Origin of the sequence: Laceyella sacchari (assembly GCF_004343255.1) — a bacterium.
GTDB lineage: Bacteria > Bacillota > Bacilli > Thermoactinomycetales > Thermoactinomycetaceae > Laceyella > Laceyella sacchari.
In genome coordinates this window covers 1297916-1313382 of record NZ_SMDD01000001.1, presented here as the reverse complement: position 1 = coordinate 1313382, position 15467 = coordinate 1297916, and the positions used below count along the sequence as shown (strand labels likewise).

18 protein-coding genes and 1 pseudogene are annotated in these 15467 nt (G+C 44.4%); 12 read left to right on the top strand and 7 right to left on the bottom strand.

The window, feature by feature from the left end:
• Positions 1-35 precede the first annotated feature (35 nt).
• Positions 36-938 (top strand): Nif3-like dinuclear metal center hexameric protein, encoded by a 903-nt coding sequence (locus EDC32_RS06345; RefSeq protein ID WP_132220586.1) that lies wholly within the window; start codon positions 36-38, stop codon positions 936-938.
• Between the two features lie 765 nt (positions 939-1703).
• On the top strand, positions 1704-2084 hold the full coding sequence (locus tag EDC32_RS06340) for a NucA/NucB deoxyribonuclease domain-containing protein (protein ID WP_281275214.1): 381 nt from the start codon (positions 1704-1706) through the stop codon (positions 2082-2084).
• A 126-nt stretch (positions 2085-2210) separates the two neighbouring features.
• Here EDC32_RS06340 and EDC32_RS06335 read toward each other — a convergent pair whose 3' ends face one another.
• On the bottom strand, positions 2211-2657 hold the full coding sequence (locus EDC32_RS06335; protein ID WP_132220582.1) for a hypothetical protein: 447 nt from the start codon (positions 2655-2657) through the stop codon (positions 2211-2213).
• A 197-nt stretch (positions 2658-2854) separates the two neighbouring features.
• Between EDC32_RS06335 and EDC32_RS16845 the strand changes: the two are divergent.
• From EDC32_RS16845 to EDC32_RS06310, 5 genes and pseudogenes are all read left to right on the top strand, one after another.
• A pseudogene (locus tag EDC32_RS16845) lies at positions 2855-3053 on the top strand (serine hydrolase domain-containing protein); the annotation flags it as partial.
• A gap of 1511 nt (positions 3054-4564) precedes the next feature.
• On the top strand, positions 4565-5422 hold the full coding sequence (locus tag EDC32_RS06325) for a cytochrome c oxidase assembly protein (RefSeq protein WP_022738183.1): 858 nt from the start codon (positions 4565-4567) through the stop codon (positions 5420-5422).
• Between the two features lie 17 nt (positions 5423-5439).
• Entirely contained in the window at positions 5440-5769 is a 330-nt protein-coding gene (locus EDC32_RS06320; RefSeq protein WP_132220580.1) for a c-type cytochrome, read from the top strand.
• A 101-nt stretch (positions 5770-5870) separates the two neighbouring features.
• Positions 5871-6725: a glycosyltransferase gene (locus tag EDC32_RS06315; RefSeq protein ID WP_132220578.1), complete on the top strand. Its 855-nt coding sequence runs from the start codon at positions 5871-5873 to the stop codon at positions 6723-6725.
• Positions 6718-7476, top strand: a complete 759-nt coding sequence (locus EDC32_RS06310; RefSeq protein WP_132220576.1) for a glycosyltransferase family 2 protein — start codon at positions 6718-6720, stop codon at positions 7474-7476. The genes EDC32_RS06315 and EDC32_RS06310 overlap by 8 nt, the downstream gene beginning before the upstream one ends.
• A gap of 57 nt (positions 7477-7533) precedes the next feature.
• On the opposite strand, the gene EDC32_RS06305 is transcribed toward EDC32_RS06310, so the two are convergent.
• The 3 genes from EDC32_RS06305 to EDC32_RS06295 form a co-directional block, all read right to left on the bottom strand.
• On the bottom strand, positions 7534-8091 hold the full coding sequence (locus EDC32_RS06305; RefSeq protein WP_132220574.1) for a hypothetical protein: 558 nt from the start codon (positions 8089-8091) through the stop codon (positions 7534-7536).
• 159 nt (positions 8092-8250) lie between these two features.
• Positions 8251-9144 carry a DMT family transporter gene (locus EDC32_RS06300; protein WP_132220572.1) on the bottom strand — a complete coding sequence of 298 codons (894 nt, stop codon included), beginning with the start codon at positions 9142-9144 and terminating at the stop codon, positions 8251-8253.
• Positions 9145-9257: 113 nt separating this feature from the next.
• The gene (locus EDC32_RS06295; RefSeq protein ID WP_132220570.1) at positions 9258-10046 is read right to left on the bottom strand and encodes a PHP domain-containing protein; all 789 of its coding nucleotides are present in this window, start codon (positions 10044-10046) and stop codon (positions 9258-9260) included.
• A gap of 188 nt (positions 10047-10234) precedes the next feature.
• Between EDC32_RS06295 and EDC32_RS06290 the strand changes: the two genes are divergently transcribed.
• A complete protein-coding gene (locus EDC32_RS06290) occupies positions 10235-10618 on the top strand; it encodes a hypothetical protein (protein WP_132220568.1) in 384 nt (127 codons plus the stop codon).
• A gap of 97 nt (positions 10619-10715) precedes the next feature.
• Here the strand turns inward: EDC32_RS06290 and EDC32_RS06285 are convergent, their stop codons facing one another.
• The gene (locus EDC32_RS06285; RefSeq protein WP_132220566.1) at positions 10716-10934 is read right to left on the bottom strand and encodes a hypothetical protein; all 219 of its coding nucleotides are present in this window, start codon (positions 10932-10934) and stop codon (positions 10716-10718) included.
• Positions 10935-11264: 330 nt separating this feature from the next.
• Between EDC32_RS06285 and EDC32_RS06280 the strand changes: the two genes are divergently transcribed.
• Entirely contained in the window at positions 11265-11630 is a 366-nt protein-coding gene (locus tag EDC32_RS06280; RefSeq protein ID WP_132220564.1) for a hypothetical protein, read from the top strand.
• On the opposite strand, the gene EDC32_RS06275 is transcribed toward EDC32_RS06280, so the two are convergent.
• Positions 11618-11944: a transcriptional regulator gene (locus EDC32_RS06275; RefSeq protein WP_022738198.1), complete on the bottom strand. Its 327-nt coding sequence runs from the start codon at positions 11942-11944 to the stop codon at positions 11618-11620. The genes EDC32_RS06280 and EDC32_RS06275 overlap by 13 nt on opposite strands.
• Before the next feature lie 498 nt (positions 11945-12442).
• On the opposite strand from EDC32_RS06275, the gene EDC32_RS06270 reads away from it, so the two are divergent.
• A complete protein-coding gene (locus EDC32_RS06270) occupies positions 12443-13315 on the top strand; it encodes a cation diffusion facilitator family transporter (protein ID WP_132221001.1) in 873 nt (290 codons plus the stop codon).
• 136 nt (positions 13316-13451) lie between these two features.
• Here the strand turns inward: EDC32_RS06270 and EDC32_RS06265 are convergent, their stop codons facing one another.
• Positions 13452-13631, bottom strand: coding sequence for a DUF896 domain-containing protein (locus EDC32_RS06265; protein WP_022738201.1), 180 nt, complete (start codon positions 13629-13631; stop codon positions 13452-13454).
• An 81-nt stretch (positions 13632-13712) separates the two neighbouring features.
• Between EDC32_RS06265 and EDC32_RS06260 the strand changes: the two genes are divergently transcribed.
• Together EDC32_RS06260 and EDC32_RS06255 are read left to right on the top strand one after the other, a co-directional pair.
• A complete protein-coding gene (locus EDC32_RS06260) occupies positions 13713-14396 on the top strand; it encodes a YneB family resolvase-like protein (RefSeq protein WP_132220562.1) in 684 nt (227 codons plus the stop codon).
• The gene (locus EDC32_RS06255) at positions 14393-15466 is read left to right on the top strand and encodes a M42 family metallopeptidase (RefSeq protein WP_132220560.1); all 1074 of its coding nucleotides are present in this window, start codon (positions 14393-14395) and stop codon (positions 15464-15466) included. Before EDC32_RS06260 ends, EDC32_RS06255 begins: the two co-directional genes overlap by 4 nt.
• Position 15467: the final 1 nt, after the last annotated feature.

Here is a 15467-nt window from a genome sequence, read left to right as displayed (position 1 = left end):
TGTGCCATGCAAACGGACAGAGGGGAGAGAGGGAAATGATAAATTTGTCAATGTTAGAGAAGAAGCTTGATGAACTGTTTCAACTAGACCGCTTTGGTAGTGATCCTGCGTTTAGTCGATTTATTCCCATGGTTTATGATCCGATTGGATTTGATTGGAGAAATGTATTTCATCATAAATTCACACAACAATTTAATGGCTTGATGCTAGAAGGTGCTGAAGAAGTTAGCAATGTATTTTTGGCCGTGTTTCCAACCGATGATGTCTTAACCAAGTTCCTGGATCAATCTCAAGAAGGGGATTTGCTGTTTATGCATCATCCACTGTTTATGGAATGTGGAGATCCAAGGGGGGCATGGGGAAAAGGATTTGTTCCTATTAAGGAGCATTTTATCGACGCTGTTCGTGAAAAGAAATTATCCATCTATACTTGTCATATGCCCATGGATGTTAATAAAAAGGTAGGAACAAGTATATCAATCGCAGAAGCCTTCCATGCAACGGTGGTTGATTCATTTTTCGAAGAATGTGGCTTGATTTGTGAAATACCCGAGACAAACACAGAGGCACTCATTCGCAAGTCATTACAGATCTTCGATATTCCTTATGTGGATTTTGAGGGAAGGCACTTGAGTAAAATCAATCGGATTGCCATTGTGGCTGGATGTGGAGATAAAGTCAGTGCTATGAAAGAAGCAGAGGAAAAAGGAGCCCAAGCATATATCACTGGAGAAGTTCATTGTCATATCGATAATGATTATGGTCGGCAGAGATATCAACAGATGATGGAATACGTTAATCAAACTTCGATGTCGTTGATCGGTGTCTCCCACGCGGCATCTGAGTTTTTAGTCAAGAAAACACAAATGAAAAACTGGTTAGAGAAGCACTTTGATATACACTGTATTCTGTTACCACAAGATAAATGGTGGAGATAAGCAATGATGACACGTGACAGAGAAACGATGAAAAAGACTATCTCCTTTTGTGAGATAGTCTTTTTTATTCTTTAACTATCTAATCCTTAATGTTCCTTGTTTTTTCTTATGACGACCAACAGTTTTCCCAGTCAGCGGATGATGAATCTCCATCTACAAGTAGTGACGTAGGTAGTATTCTGCGTCACTTTTGGTTTTGGCCATAGAGTGCCTATCGTACGTGTACTAATATATAAACAAGTTTGCCATACAAACAAAAATGCATTTATTCAAGAAATCAAAAGGGATAATGAATAGCAAACAGATCCATACCGGTGTTCGTGCAACGCTCAATCACTAAAGGGTTTGTAGCATCTGCCATTTTGCAATTGCAAGAACAGGGAGATGTACAACCTCTTCACCGGTTAAGAAATTCGCGAACTCTTTCACGTCAGGCACTTCATCAAATTCCTGCATCAAGTCTTCATGTTTCATGTCACTGATTTCAGGCTTTTTCCCCTTTTAAATGACTCATATATTTGTAACGCTTATGCGGTCAGTTCCTCTCCCAAGTCAATAGGATGTTACTTTACCTTCTTTCAACTTATAGAACGCCATTCAGGCGTTTTTTGTTTTTAATAAATGATTTTATTTCTTATTTACAATAAATTAAATTATTTTCAAAAGGATTCGTTGTCTATATGAAGAAATTTCAGGGTGTGCGTCGTTTATCACATCTTGGGAGGTTACATCATGAAAAAAGTTTACGGTGCGCTCTTTGCTCTTATGGTTGTTTGTTCTTTTATTATCACATCGGCAGTACCTGTTATGGCTGCCACTTCCTATGATGTAGTCTTGTACTTTCCTTTCAGTCGATACCCTGAAACAGGAGATCACATTCGTGATGCGATTGCCGCAGGACATTCTTCTATCTGTACCATTGATCGTGATGGAGCGGATGAAAGAAGAAAAGAATCTTTAGCTCCATATCCTCCAAAGAGTGGATATGATCGCGATGAATGGCCAATGGCCATGTGTCTTGAGGGCGGTGCTGGAGCTGATGTGCGCTACATTTCCCCTTCGGATAACCGTGGCGCTGGTGCATGGGTAGGAAATCAATTGGAGCCGTATCCAGACGGAACACGTGTAAAGTTTATCGTTCAGTAATATAAGGCAGAATAAGACCCGCGCTATACAATCTGCCGTGACCTGTGTTTCTGGAATTTAATCTTAAGAAATCTTCAAAATAAAGGGGAAGAGAGAACCTTTCTCTCTTCCCTTTATTTTATTTAATCAATCCCAGAAATCGACTGTTGCGGTTCCACCGACGTCCTTTTCGACATAAAATTCAGCCTTTTTGTTGTCTCCATCCACATAACCGCCAATACCGCGGAAAACACCACATTGACCGGCACTTAAGTATACATATCCCACAAATTCATCTGCGTTGTTTGGATCATATTCATATAAATAATATGTGGTGGATGGGCCAGATGCGAGGCAAACCATAAAGTCCCCTCCACCAGAATACGCGTATGCGCTGGAATAGGTGAAGGTGGAAGATCCCACATAATCCCATTCCCCAGGTCCATAAGTGGATGCTCCGTTTCCACTCAACACAGTTGACTTGGGAACGACCAAACCCTTTTGGCCCACTTCGCTGGCAGAGGCGGTTGTGAATGGAATGATTAAAGCGCAAGCCAATGCCAATAGACAGAGACTAACACGTTTTAAATTCATCCTCAGGCCTCCTTTTCATAAATTTAATTATATTATGAATATATCATAAATTATAATGAAGTAAAATAGAAACAATACAAATAATTACTATTTTTCGTCTATTTTTAACTCTTTCGCTTCCCTTCCAACCTTAGTTTTAAATTTAGGGTGATGAGAGTCTTGTGATGGCGTATGTCTGGAAAGGGAATGAGGGTGAAGTTTTAATATGCCAGGGATATGGCTTGGCAAATGTGGAAAATAATGTTCCTAATACTCCGCAAACAAAATATCGAATCGGCTCAATCACTAAAAGGGTTTACAGCAACTGCCATTTTGCAATTGCAAGAACAGGGAGCTCTTTCCGTACAGGATACTATCGATCGTTACCTTCCTGGCTTCCTCAATGGTAAACATATTAATTCATCCGGTATTTATTTCAGACGAATCTCTTTGCTCCATGTATTTCTCCTTATCAGCAAAATTATGGTTACGGATGGGCCACTCAACAGATTGGGATTGGTGGTAAAAAGCAGAGTTGTATAAGCCATTATGGAGATATTAATGGCTTCTGCGGTGACAGTCTTTGATTTGTAGATGATAGTTTAACAGTTATTGTACTACGTAATCTTAGTTTTACTCCTGTGACTTTGGATAGCCAAAAAGTGCTTTTCGGCGTTCCTATCAAGATTTCAGAGGGAATTCGGCAATTGGATTTAAATGAAGCAACGATTTATCATTTGCTTGAACCTATCAAACGGAGAACTCAAATCGAGAGTTACAGATTACCTACGAAAAAGAGTAGCTATATCTGACGACAATCAAGGTACATGGCGCTCCTTGTCAATATCCTATATCGATAACTGAGAAACAAGTAGAATATGTTGCAGAATAGATGGATGAAAGCTAAATTTTCGAACTAACCACAACTACTCCGCGATTATGGTATAGAGAAATGGATAATTGAGGGTCAATCTTATTAAGGCTTGAGATAAACGATCTGTACATACGGCTTCAATTAGAAAGGGATATGCAGGAATGCAGTGGCTTTCATCGCGGGGGTAGGGGGCGTAGCATCCATCTGCTAGGCAATGCATGTTTGAGTTGAATTAGGGTATTAGACGGCCGAGATCTGTTATAGAAAGCTTAATCGTAATAAAAAGCGCTCATATTTCCATTAACGTAAACAAGTTTGCTACACAAACAAAACAAATTTAAAAATAAAACTCAATCAGCATCAAATAACCCTTTCTCTATATAGAAGTCAACTTTTTATTTTTTCTTGACCCTCACGCATGCGTGATACCCCATAATTCTGAGCTACATGCAATTCAGGTGACAGGTCAACTTCGTGCCGAAGAAGAGCGAGAAATTTTAGAGCAGCCTCCCGATGCTCGGAAGTGACAATCCGCGATTGCTTAAGGATAGAATGGCTACAAGACATCCACTTGAACATGGACAAGTCTCCTTCAGATGCCAGAATGTAGTAATTCGCTGGGTTATTGCATTTTCCAAGGGAATGTAGAACTGATGGACAAATATTGGAATCTAATCAAACCTAAACAGCAACTTGTGATTCAATCCGCCATGTTTTTGTTTGAGGCTGATATTTGCTGGCAGATGTCACAATGGTTATTGTCAATCAAGGGGGGACGGGCTTTTTTTTAAGATATCTCTGGAGTCAGTCGGTATCGAAATATGTGGGTTCTGATCATGATACATGGGATCATTAACACGCCTCCCCATTTGCTTTTGGAGTGATGGAACATGTTAAACATGAATATGCAGATGGGATGATTGGCATCTTAACTGAAATATATTCTTGAATCTTTTGGCTTTAGTCACATCACCTTCACATTTTGCAAAAAGGCGAAACCGGTCAAGATATGGTATGATGGCATTGAATATGATTGGGACGGAGGTTTTGTTCCATGTCAAGTCAAGAGTTCTTTCAGGTGTATGGGTATTGGAGCAACTGGGATTACAAATTGAACCTTGTATTCCTGGCGATCGGAATACTGTACGTTTGGTTAACGGGCCCGTTTAGAAAGCGTTTCAAAGATGCGGAACCGGTGCCCGGATGGAAGAAGTTCTGTTTTCTCAGCGGATTGATTATTTATTTCTTTGCGTTGGGAAGTCCGCTTAATCTGATGGCGCATGAATTGTTCAGCATGCACATGATGCAAATGTCGCTTTTATATTTTGCTGTGCCGCCTTTGCTGCTGTTGGGCATGCCTGCTTACTTATTGCGGCCTGTCGTCAAACTGAAAGTCGTGCGCGGCATCATCCGTTTCTTCACCAAACCGTTATTCTCTGTGTTTTTCTTTAACGGGTTGATATCTTTTTATCACGTGCCGGTGGTTTTTGACAAGATCATGAAAGAACACCTATTGCACAACCTATCGCACGGTATCTTGTTGTTTGCAGCATTATGCATGTGGTGGCCGATCATCGGACCAATTCCGGAATGGGATCGCATCAAACCGATTCCCAAATTGGGGTTAATCTTCGCTAACGGCATTTTGCTCACTCCGGCTTGTGCGATGATTACTTTCACTGACATTGTCTTGTTCCAATCTTATATGGAGATGTCACAAGTCTTTCCGGTGATGAGTCCCATTCACGATCAGCAGCTGGGTGGCGTCATCATGAAGATCATGCAGGAGATCGTTTATATCACGGCGATCGGCTTGGTGTTCCTTAAATGGCTTCGACAAGAAAGAGCCAAAGATGAAGCTGAATTGCGTGAGTGGCAACAACAGAACCAGATGAAGCTTAGAGAATCTTGATAGTGGTGGTGTAACGCATGCACAAGGTTGGAAGCGCCACTCTGGCGTGCTTGGTTTTGCTTCTCGCCACAACGGCTTGCCAAAACGCAGAGGCCCCAGGCCAAGGGGCGTCGTCGACGACTGAAACAGCAGGGCCGCAAGATATTTACCAGCGGCACTGTGCCAACTGCCATGGCGGGAACTTACAAGGTGGATTTGGCCCAGCATTGAAGAAAGTGGGGGCCAAATACGACAAAGATGAGATTCTCCAGATCATTAAAAAGGGAAAAGGCAATATGCCGTCACAAGACTATGTGAGCAAACAAGATCAAGCCACCTTGGCTCAATGGTTATCCGAACAAAAATAAAAGCAAGGCATCCATTTTGCGGATGCCTTGCTTTTTTGCTTCGTGACCGATTTATGCCAAAGAGAATATAGTAAAGTTAAAAATGAATATGGAGTTCGCTTATGACAGATCAACAGCAACTTGTCTGCCAACACAGTTTGTCTTCATTGTTGCCTGAACCGTGTTGTGCGCGATTTCCGATACTGTCCGAACAAAGAGAGGGACGCACGTTTCTGCTCAATCCGACTGTTGAAGAGTTGTGTTCCTTGTCCAAACACCATAATCCGATCATTGCTTATGACCTATTGCCATCCCCAGACGCATATCCGTTTTTGCGTGAACGTACCGTGTGGGTTCCTTCCTATGCTTTTCGGCATCATTTCAAACTGCGACAAATCCCGGCCGATGTGAGATATCCTGTTCCCCGCGCCGTTCCTTTTTTGATTCAACGTAAAAAAAAGATGAAACAGCATTTGGGTGCATTAGGACAAAAGGTGTTATGGATAGATGATCGCTTAATACCGCATGCAGAGAAAACAGCTCTTTTGGACACATTGCGGCTGATATGCCGTTTGTCACCTCAATTGAAGGTCATGTGGGTTACTGATCGGAAAGAAACCAAACACCAGCACATCCGGTTTGTTCCTCCTGGCAAAGCGGATCAACTTGCGTTGTGGCAGGGAGCAGATCTCACATTGACAATGGGTTCAGCCGAGTGTTCATTTGCAGCTTTCCATGTGCAATGTCTCCATGCTGGCATTGTCGTGTTAACGGATGACCAGGGAGACCATGGAGAGTGGATTCGTCACCAATATACCGGTTTGGTGCTCAATCCCAAATTCCTCCACAAAGAACTGCGGCATTATTTGCCGATGTTGATGAACCATCCCGATCATCGGCTGTTCGGACTTAAAAAAAACGGGCAAGCAATGGTGCAAAAGACCTTGAAAACAAGCGAGGCGACTGGCAATGTGTAAGCCTTGTATAGCTAGCGTAATTATGCCCACCAAAAACCGTTGGGAAAGTGCATGGCGGTGCATTCATAACCTTAGCCGCTATACCGAAGAGCGTTATGAGATCATATTGGTTGATAATGCTTCAGATTTTATCCCGGATTATATCTTGAAACGAGATGACCTTTATTTTATTCGCAATGGATGGGACAGAGGAGAAGTGGCAGCCATCAACCAAGGGATGAAAAAAGCATCGGGTGAATACATCGTCTGGTTGAAGCAGAGGGCAGTGCCCTCACATCGTTGGTTGACCCAGATGATTAGAGTGCTTAAAGAGACACCCGCGGCCGGCATGGTCGGACCGATGACCAATCGGGGATTGGAAGAGCAACGTTTGCCTGTTCCATTTCAAGCGCTAAGCAAAATCCATCGCTTCAGCAACCAATACAACCACAGTGACCCGCGTCACTGGAAAGAAGTGTCCCGCCTCCAATCTTTTTGTTGTGTCTTGCCGCGGGCTGTCGTGGAAGAAGTGGGTGAATTGGATGAGTGGTTTGGCATGGGAAGCCATGAAGTGGATGATTATGGCGTTCGGCTCAAACAAGCCGGGTATCGGTTGGTGGTAGCAGGAGATACGTATGTTCATCAGTTCCGCGATACAGAAAAAAACAAAGGGGACTTGCGTGAGAGAAAAAAGAGGGAATCGCAAAACCGACGGTACTTCATACACAAATGGGGAAGTGATGTGTTTGAAGCGGCTGACGCAAGAAAGTAAAGAGAGAACCATCCGTCGGATGAAAGTAAAAGTGCGCGGAAAAGAAACGATCCACTTTCAAATGCGTACGCTGGATTCTTCCAGCATCTTTTTTATGGTGTGATATGCAGAGGACAGAGCGGGGAGATCGCCGTAACGGATGATCAGATGGCATGGTTTTTGTTGCCCACGTATTTTATAGCAGACATTGGTGTTGAACTTATGAGATGCAGTCGGGACATGTTGCCAGAGCCACAGGATGTCTTCCTGCATATAGTCAAGCGAAGTGACAAAACCTATTCCGCAGTATTCCAAATATACTTTGCACTCATCCACACCCTCATGGTGCATGATCGACACGTAATATTCTACCGCTCGGGGCGGAAACCCCAGCGCCAATCCCACTTCCCGATGGTAAGCAGGGGAGTCGGGAGGGAGGAGGTGTGTTTGTTTTAAAAAACGGCGTTTGTTGGTCTCCGTTTGAAAATATAAGAGCTGGTCCATCTGATGCAGGCGGACACCGACACTTGGATAAGAAGCCAACTTCAATGATTCAACCGCATGATACGTTTGGTAGTGTGGATTGGTGAGCAAGGCTGGTTTAAAACCGCGCAAAAAAGACTCAATATCTTTCATGCCACGTGCTCCTTTCGCTGTGTGAAAAGATTCAACCTCAAATATTTATACCCTCATCCCGAATTTCCTTTTCATCGTTTTCAATTTTTGTAATTAAAAGGAGTTGAATATCAGTGTAGTAAAAAGCCTTAGCCGCACGGGGACTAAGGCTTTTCGGACTTAAGCTGCATGATCGTCTGTCGCTTTTTTTCGCTTGAACATTGGTAAGTTGGAGAAGAAGAGGACACTGACCAAGATGAGAAACATCCCGATGACGGTACCTGTTGTTATCGGCTCATTCAGAAACATCATGCCCCAGATCACACCAAAGGCTGGCACCAGCATGGTTACATAATTGGTTTGTGTCGGCCCGACATCCCGAAGCAATCGAAAATACAGCAAGTAGGCGAACGCAGTGGATAAGATCGCCAATGCCATAATGGAAAGAGTGACGGGAAGGGATGGGAGGTTGGCAGGGACATCCAGGGCTGCAAAAGGAAGGATGCACACTGTGGCTCCCAATAACTGCCCGATTGACAGAGATAAGGGCGATACGTCAAACGTTTTTTTGGCGTAGGTCGAGCCCAAACCGTAAAAAAGCGCGGCGAGTAGTGAAGCGGAAATAGCCAAGACAGTGGCCAAATTTAATTCCATGGGTGACCAACCGACAAGAACACAGACACCAACAAAGCCAATCAGAAGTCCCAAAACCTTCTGAACAGTAAACATTTCCTTTAACCACACTCGCGCGACCACCGCAGTGAACAGGGGAGTTGTTGCGTTTAAAATTGCAGCGAATGAGGATGTGATATGGACTTCAGCGTAAGAAATCAAGACAAAGGGAAGGACTGTGTTCATGAGACCTAGCAAATAATACTTTGCATGATCTTTTTTTATGGAAAAGGGAATCTTCAATAAAAAAGCATAAGCAAGCAGGGTCAATAAGGCGATTCCCACGCGCAACCAAACCAAAAAGACAGGCCCCACCTCTGAGACCGCCACACGGATGTATAGAAAAGAAGCCCCCCACAATGCGGCTAACGCCAATAGGATTCCTAAGTTTTTTAAGCTCATCTCAGTCTAACCTTTCTGTACACGAAATGTCTTTCTTTTATAGTGTAATCAAAACCGTAGTCTCTTTACAGGGGGAAAATAAAAAAACGGGTCCAAGCCTGGTAGGTTCAGATTTATATCAAAAAGCGCCCCAAAGGGTGGGCGTCATGGTGAAAATCGGAACCGCCTGTGACGAAGAGATGATGTTTCTCAGCGAGGCGAATCAGCTTGTTGACATCCCGTGGACGGTGTTCGCGGTGCCAGACTTCGAGGCCGTCCAACCCCAATGTGATCATCTCCTCAATATGGGTCGGGTTTTTAAAACAATATGGGTGGGCGAGAACGGCGACTCCACCAGCGTTATGAATCATCTGGATGCCCTCTTCTATCGAAAGCCCTGTCAAATCAACGCAAGCGGGTCGACCGTCACCTAAATAATGCCGAAAAACATCACGTACACTGTAGAGATAGCCTTTGGCAACGATCGCTTTTGCAATATGGGGGCGGGTGATAACACCGTCGCCGCTGTACTGGCGAACATCCTCCATGGTGATTGGCATGTTGAACTGGCGGAATTTATCGATAATGCGTCTGGCCCGTTCGTTCCGATCTTCATGGAGAATGCGCAACCGCTGTTGCATTTGGTGTAAATCCCGTATGTTATAACCCAATACATCCACATTATATTTTCGCCAACGCGTGCGGATCTCCACACCGGGAATCACTGTCAGCGAGGTGGATTGGCTGGCTGCCATCGCTTCAGCAACACCGGCTACCGTATCGTGATCGGTGATGGCGATGGTTTGCAAGCCGATCGCAGATGCTTTTTCCACTATTTCAGCGGGTGTAAACACGCCATCTGAAGCACAAGTGTGAATATGCAGGTCGAATGTTCCAGGTTCGAGATCGTTGATGATATTCATTATAGCCTCCTTTGGCATCTCATCAATCAGTCACTTTCGCCCTGAATTTCTTCTTGGTTTCATCCCACATTCCTTCTGGGATGTTGCTACGAAGACGGTTGGTTTTTTTTTGCAAAAATAGAAGGAATGGATAAGAAGGTGATTGTATATTACTCTCAATAAAACAATGATCGGTGTGATGTTGTCATATGAAAACAAGAGAGATGCTCCCAGGACACTTGCTTTACGATATTTTCGACTCTGACCTGTCTGTTGACTATCTGATTGAATCGTATGAGGAGTGGCGGCAAAATTGGCGTCAGGTGCCGCATTTTGTTTCTGATTCTTTGGAATGGATTGCCGCCAAATACGGGTTTGATCAACACAGGATGGAAGATGAGAGAGAAACGGTTCTTGAGTTGATCAAGGAAGAATATCCCGAAGTGTGGGCATATCTCCATCCCGATGGCTCATTTAGTAAGTATCATTATGACTATGCCCGTTCAGCTTTCTGGTGCCGCTACCGATTGCGCCAATTGGGCTTATCAGAAGAGATACCTGACGAAACCGGCGTAGATGAATCCGAAAAGTGAGAACAATGTCAACGTCAATGTTGGTACACCTATGCATTTCTTTGAAAAATGACTTGAGAACCCTTTTTGGGGGACTCAAGTCATTTCATATGAATGTTCATTTACTTTGAATAATCTTTTCTGTTTCGGTGACTAGATCCCGGAGCATATCGGTTGCTTGCTGCATCTGGTTTTCATCTTTAGAGAGCAGGGTAAAAATCTGATCTACTCTTTTTTTATAGTCAGCAGGCTTGATTGCAAACTGATCAACCATCATGACCGCTTTTTTCTCATTGATGCAATATTGTTTGTTCTTGGCAAACAAAGCTTGATTCAAACCAGATATCGCGCGAAAGCAATGTCCGGCAGCATAAGAAAGAAACCATTTTATGATGGCTTCTTGCAGAGTTTCTGGGTAATCCCATGAACCCCTTCTAATTTTCTCTCACATTATCAATGATTTTTTGAACAGGTGTCATCTTTGTTTCTACTTCCTTTCCAAACCTCATGGCGGATGTTGGTTTAACCCAGGAAATCAGCACGGCATTTGAGCCACCCGCCACGAAAAAACTTTGTTTTGACATCTTTTTGTCAGATTTTGCCGGCAGGATTCTGTCACGTAAATGTTAAAAAATAACAAAAACAGGCGAGTAGAAAGGGAAGGGTTATGAGTATAGATATTAGTCTCCAAACGTTTAAACGGGTCGAAGAAAACGCCTTGGCGGCACTAAGGAAAGGAATGACGCCCAAAGATGGCTTGCGCCGAGCCCATGCGGCCATCATGGCAGAGGGATTGAGCCAACGGGAAGTAGACTTCTTGTTCAACTGGATCGTCAATTGCATTCTTACTGCGGATGCACGTAAATTAATTATGAATGAAGGGCATCGTCCGGAAATTAAAGAGAAATTTCGTCGCGAGCTGGGAATCGCTTGGCAAGATATACCGATCGGGCAGGACTTATCTATTAACAAACAGTCATTGCCCCGTCTCAAACGCTATTATCTGGCGGATGAATTTCCTCATTCTTTCTGATGCCATTCACGCACCGTTTCGCGAATGCGGTCCAATTGTTCCCAATATCTGGCGATTGCCGTTTTGCCATCATGGGTGATACGGATGGTGGTGTGGGGGATCTTTTTGCGGACGAATTGTTTGCTGATATCCACGTAACCGGCCCGTTCCAATTTGGACAGATGGGATGAAAGATTGCCTTTGGTCAGTCCGGTTAATTCTTGCAAAAACAGAAATTCTGCCATGGTGCAAGCCTCAAGCGCACTCATGATCGCCAACCGGGCAGGCTCGTGAATCAATTTATCCAATCGGGTCATTTCTTTAAATGGCATCATCGAAAACCAACTCCAATATCACAAATTGATTTATATATGTAACTAGTTTGTATTATAAACACAAATACATCCAATGCAAAGCCCTGCCCGCAAAAGTACGGCAAAAAACTTCCTTTGGGATTTATGTGATCAGTCTGCTTGGCAAGCGTGTGGATTCATTTTCTTTGGAACAACGGAAAGACAAAAAGGACTCGTTGTCTATATGGCCATGGAGTCCTTTTTTATATTTTTCTTTTCTAAGGTAGAAAATAAGAATCATAAAAAATTATAGTAGCAAGAACCCTCCACAATCGTATCTTTGAACGTCCAATGTGATCAGTTCCACCTGTTTTAATAATCCGTTCAAGCTGAAGACTTCTTTTTTAATTTTACCATGGGGAGCCAATGCATGAGGTACAAACCATTAGCCAAAATATGATCCAATCCCGTTTAAAATTCGACCCAAAAGCGAACAGTAAAAGATGGGTGAAGAAAGTGAAAATATGGCTAAACTCGCCAATGGTAGCGGCTGCGATCGGTTTGGCAAGCAATGTTGCACTGACGGTTTTAAAGTTTGGGGTTGGATTTGTGTTCCGGAGTCCATCGTTGATTGCCGACGGAGCTCATAATGCGGCCGATGTGATTGCGTCGGCAGCGACATTAGGTTCGATGCGGGTGTCCAAGCAACCGGCAGATGAAGAACATCCCTATGGGCATGGGAAAGCGGAGGTTATCGCATCTGGCGTTGTTGCAGTTATTTTGTTTATTATCGGGCTTTATATGATTTATCACTCCATCGCTTCGCTGTTTGAGCCCGCTGTTGAAGCGCATTGGTTATCCTTTGCAGCTGCAGTGCTGTCATTGGTCTGGAAACAGGTTCTTTACATTTACACCATTCGCATCGGGCGCAAGGAGAACAGCAAAGCATTAATCGCCACCGCCTATGACCATTTGTCTGATGTATACGCTTCCCTCGCCGCAGTGATCGGGATTGGTGCGGCCATTGCTGGTCAACTATATGGTCTCCCTTTTGCGCAATACGGGGATCCACTGGCCAGCATTGTAGTCTCTTTATTGATTATCAAAATCGCCATTGATATGGGTCGGGAATCCATGGGGATTTTGATGGAGAGAAACCTGCCGGAAGAAAAAATCAAAGAATACTCTCAAATTATTTTAAACGTCCCCCATGTCAAACGGATTGACCGCATCCGGGCTAGAGAACACGGACACTATACAATTGTGGATGTGCGGGTGGGGCTTCCCGGCGAGTTGTCGATCCAGGAAGGGCATGATACTGCACGGAAAATCAAACAGGCGTTGATGGCGCATGATGGGGAAATACAAGAAGTTCTCATCCACCTGAACCCCTGGTATGACACGGATGCATAGAGTCTGGAAACCCAGGCTCTTTTTGCGTTGAAGGCCAAAAAAAAGCAGAGTATGGTCACTCTGCTTTCCACTGCCGCGCTGACTTAACCATTTGTTCGTCAACGTGACATGCGATATAATTGAATCGTTTACCAAATTATTGTTGATCTTCGACAAAACGAATGTTGGATAATTGCTGTTTTACTTGTCCGCGGATGGCTCCCAAGTAAATTTTATATAACTTCTGTTGTTCTTTTCGCTCTAATTCCGTAAGCCCGACCGTTTTCTTTTTACGAGCCAATTCATTGATTCTATTAATTAATTGTTGATCGATCATTCATATCACTCCTTCTAACCCACTTTACCTAAATCGATGTGGATTTGCAAGATTGTGAGAGGATGGTAGCGAGAAGTAAAGATGAAAGCGATCATTTATGCGCGTGTCAGTACAAAGAAGGAAGAGCAGGAAACGAGTTTGGAGCGGCAAGTCCTTGATCTGGAGCAATGGGCAGAAGAGTTGTCTGTTGATGTCGTGCGGGTCATTTCTGAGCAATACAGTGGGTTTGACCTTAACCGGCCCGGTTTGCACGAGCTATTTGACACGTTGAAACAAGAAAAAGTCGAGGCTGTCCTTATTCAAGACGATACGCGACTAGGACGGGGAGAAGCGAAATTGGCCATTATCCATCAGCTCTATCGGTCTGGTTGCAAGATTTACTCACTGCAACAGCGTGGGGAGCTGGAATTGGATGCCGGCGAATCGACGGTATTGTCAATCATAGCCAAAGTGGAAGAATTGCAACGGAAAATGATGAATCAGAAGATCAGTTGGGGCATGCGGCGCGCAGTGAGAGAGAAGGGATTCAATCCAGCCAAGAATCTCAAGAACCAAGGATTGGGCGGACGCGAAAAGAAAGAAGTACCGCTGGAGCAAATCGTGGCGTTAAAGGAGAAAAAGCTTACCTATGAGGAGATCGCGGCCACGTTAAAAGGGTTTGGATATGATGTTTCACGGGCAACCGTACATCGGAGATATCGGGAATGGAAAAAATCTCAAGAAGAAAAATTGCAAAATTCACTTGAAATGGAGGAGTCCCGATGAGCACCATCAACTGGGAACGATACAAAGTTTTGACACAAACGCCGGGTGCTCCCGGCTTTGAACAAGCTATGCGGAAAGTGATGCGTACATACATATCCGAAGTGACCGAAGAGATTGTACAGGATCGGCTAGGGGGCATCTATGGCGTAAAACGCGGTGCGGAAGAAGGACCCAACATCCTGTTTGCCGGGCACATGGATGAAGTTGCTTTCATGATTACCCGCATCACTACGGACGGCTTTTTGAAGTTCCAACCCCTAGGTGGCTGGTGGTCCCAAGTGTTGCTTGCTCAACGAGTCGATGTGATCACTCGGGATGGAAAACGGATACCAGGGGTGATCGGTTCTGTGCCTCCCCATTTGCTGAGTGACGAGCAGCGCAACAAAGTAGTGGACGTCAATCAAATGTTTATCGATATCGGCGCAACCAGCGAAGAGGATGTGAAAGAGTGGGGGATCCGCCTTGGGGATGTTGTCGTGCCCCACTGTCCATTTGTGGAAATGGAAGGCGGCAAACGAGTAATGAGCAAGGCGTGGGATAACCGCTTTGGTTGTGGATTGGTATTGGAAGTACTGGAAGAGTTGGCACGGACGGATCATCCCAACACGGTGTACGCCGGGGCGACGGTTCAGGAAGAAGTCGGTTTGCGCGGGGCCGGAGTGGCTGCGGAAATGATCCAGCCTGATGTGTTTTTAGCTGTTGATTCCGGTCCGGCGGGCGACACCCCGGGCGTGAGCGACGGATTTGGTAAAATCGGGGGCGGAGTGGTCATCCGCATTTACGATCGGTCCATGATTACTTCACCGGGTATGCGGGACTTTTTGTTGGACACCGCAGAGTCTGAGCAAATTCCTTATCAATTCTTTGTATCTCAAGGAGGCACTGATGCCGGACGGGTGCATCAATCAGGGATTGGCATTCCCTCTGCGGCGATTGGCATTTGTGCGCGCTACATTCATTCCCATGCGTCGATTGTTGACAAAGAAGATGTTGAAGCGGCTAAAGCGTTTGCCTTGGCATTGATCAAACGACTCGATCAGACGACATTCAAAACGATTTTGGATCGGTGAA

Bases quoted from the DNA above. Each gene is read 5' to 3' on its own strand.
- EDC32_RS06345 (WP_132220586.1), top strand. From the start codon at position 36: ATGATAAATTTGTCAATGTTAGAGAAGAAGCTTGATGAACTGTTTCAA.
- EDC32_RS06340 (WP_281275214.1), top strand. From the start codon at position 1,704: ATGGTTGTTTGTTCTTTTATTATCACATCGGCAGTACCTGTTATGGCT.
- EDC32_RS06335 (WP_132220582.1), bottom strand. From the start codon at position 2,657: ATGAATTTAAAACGTGTTAGTCTCTGTCTATTGGCATTGGCTTGCGCT.
- EDC32_RS06325 (WP_022738183.1), top strand. From the start codon at position 4,565: ATGTCAAGTCAAGAGTTCTTTCAGGTGTATGGGTATTGGAGCAACTGG.
- EDC32_RS06320 (WP_132220580.1), top strand. From the start codon at position 5,440: ATGCACAAGGTTGGAAGCGCCACTCTGGCGTGCTTGGTTTTGCTTCTC.
- EDC32_RS06315 (WP_132220578.1), top strand. From the start codon at position 5,871: ATGACAGATCAACAGCAACTTGTCTGCCAACACAGTTTGTCTTCATTG.
- EDC32_RS06310 (WP_132220576.1), top strand. From the start codon at position 6,718: ATGTGTAAGCCTTGTATAGCTAGCGTAATTATGCCCACCAAAAACCGT.
- EDC32_RS06305 (WP_132220574.1), bottom strand. From the start codon at position 8,091: ATGAAAGATATTGAGTCTTTTTTGCGCGGTTTTAAACCAGCCTTGCTC.
- EDC32_RS06300 (WP_132220572.1), bottom strand. From the start codon at position 9,144: ATGAGCTTAAAAAACTTAGGAATCCTATTGGCGTTAGCCGCATTGTGG.
- EDC32_RS06295 (WP_132220570.1), bottom strand. From the start codon at position 10,046: ATGAATATCATCAACGATCTCGAACCTGGAACATTCGACCTGCATATT.
- EDC32_RS06290 (WP_132220568.1), top strand. From the start codon at position 10,235: ATGAAAACAAGAGAGATGCTCCCAGGACACTTGCTTTACGATATTTTC.
- EDC32_RS06280 (WP_132220564.1), top strand. From the start codon at position 11,265: ATGAGTATAGATATTAGTCTCCAAACGTTTAAACGGGTCGAAGAAAAC.
- EDC32_RS06275 (WP_022738198.1), bottom strand. From the start codon at position 11,944: ATGATGCCATTTAAAGAAATGACCCGATTGGATAAATTGATTCACGAG.
- EDC32_RS06270 (WP_132221001.1), top strand. From the start codon at position 12,443: ATGGTAGCGGCTGCGATCGGTTTGGCAAGCAATGTTGCACTGACGGTT.
- EDC32_RS06265 (WP_022738201.1), bottom strand. From the start codon at position 13,631: ATGATCGATCAACAATTAATTAATAGAATCAATGAATTGGCTCGTAAA.
- EDC32_RS06260 (WP_132220562.1), top strand. From the start codon at position 13,713: ATGAAAGCGATCATTTATGCGCGTGTCAGTACAAAGAAGGAAGAGCAG.
- EDC32_RS06255 (WP_132220560.1), top strand. From the start codon at position 14,393: ATGAGCACCATCAACTGGGAACGATACAAAGTTTTGACACAAACGCCG.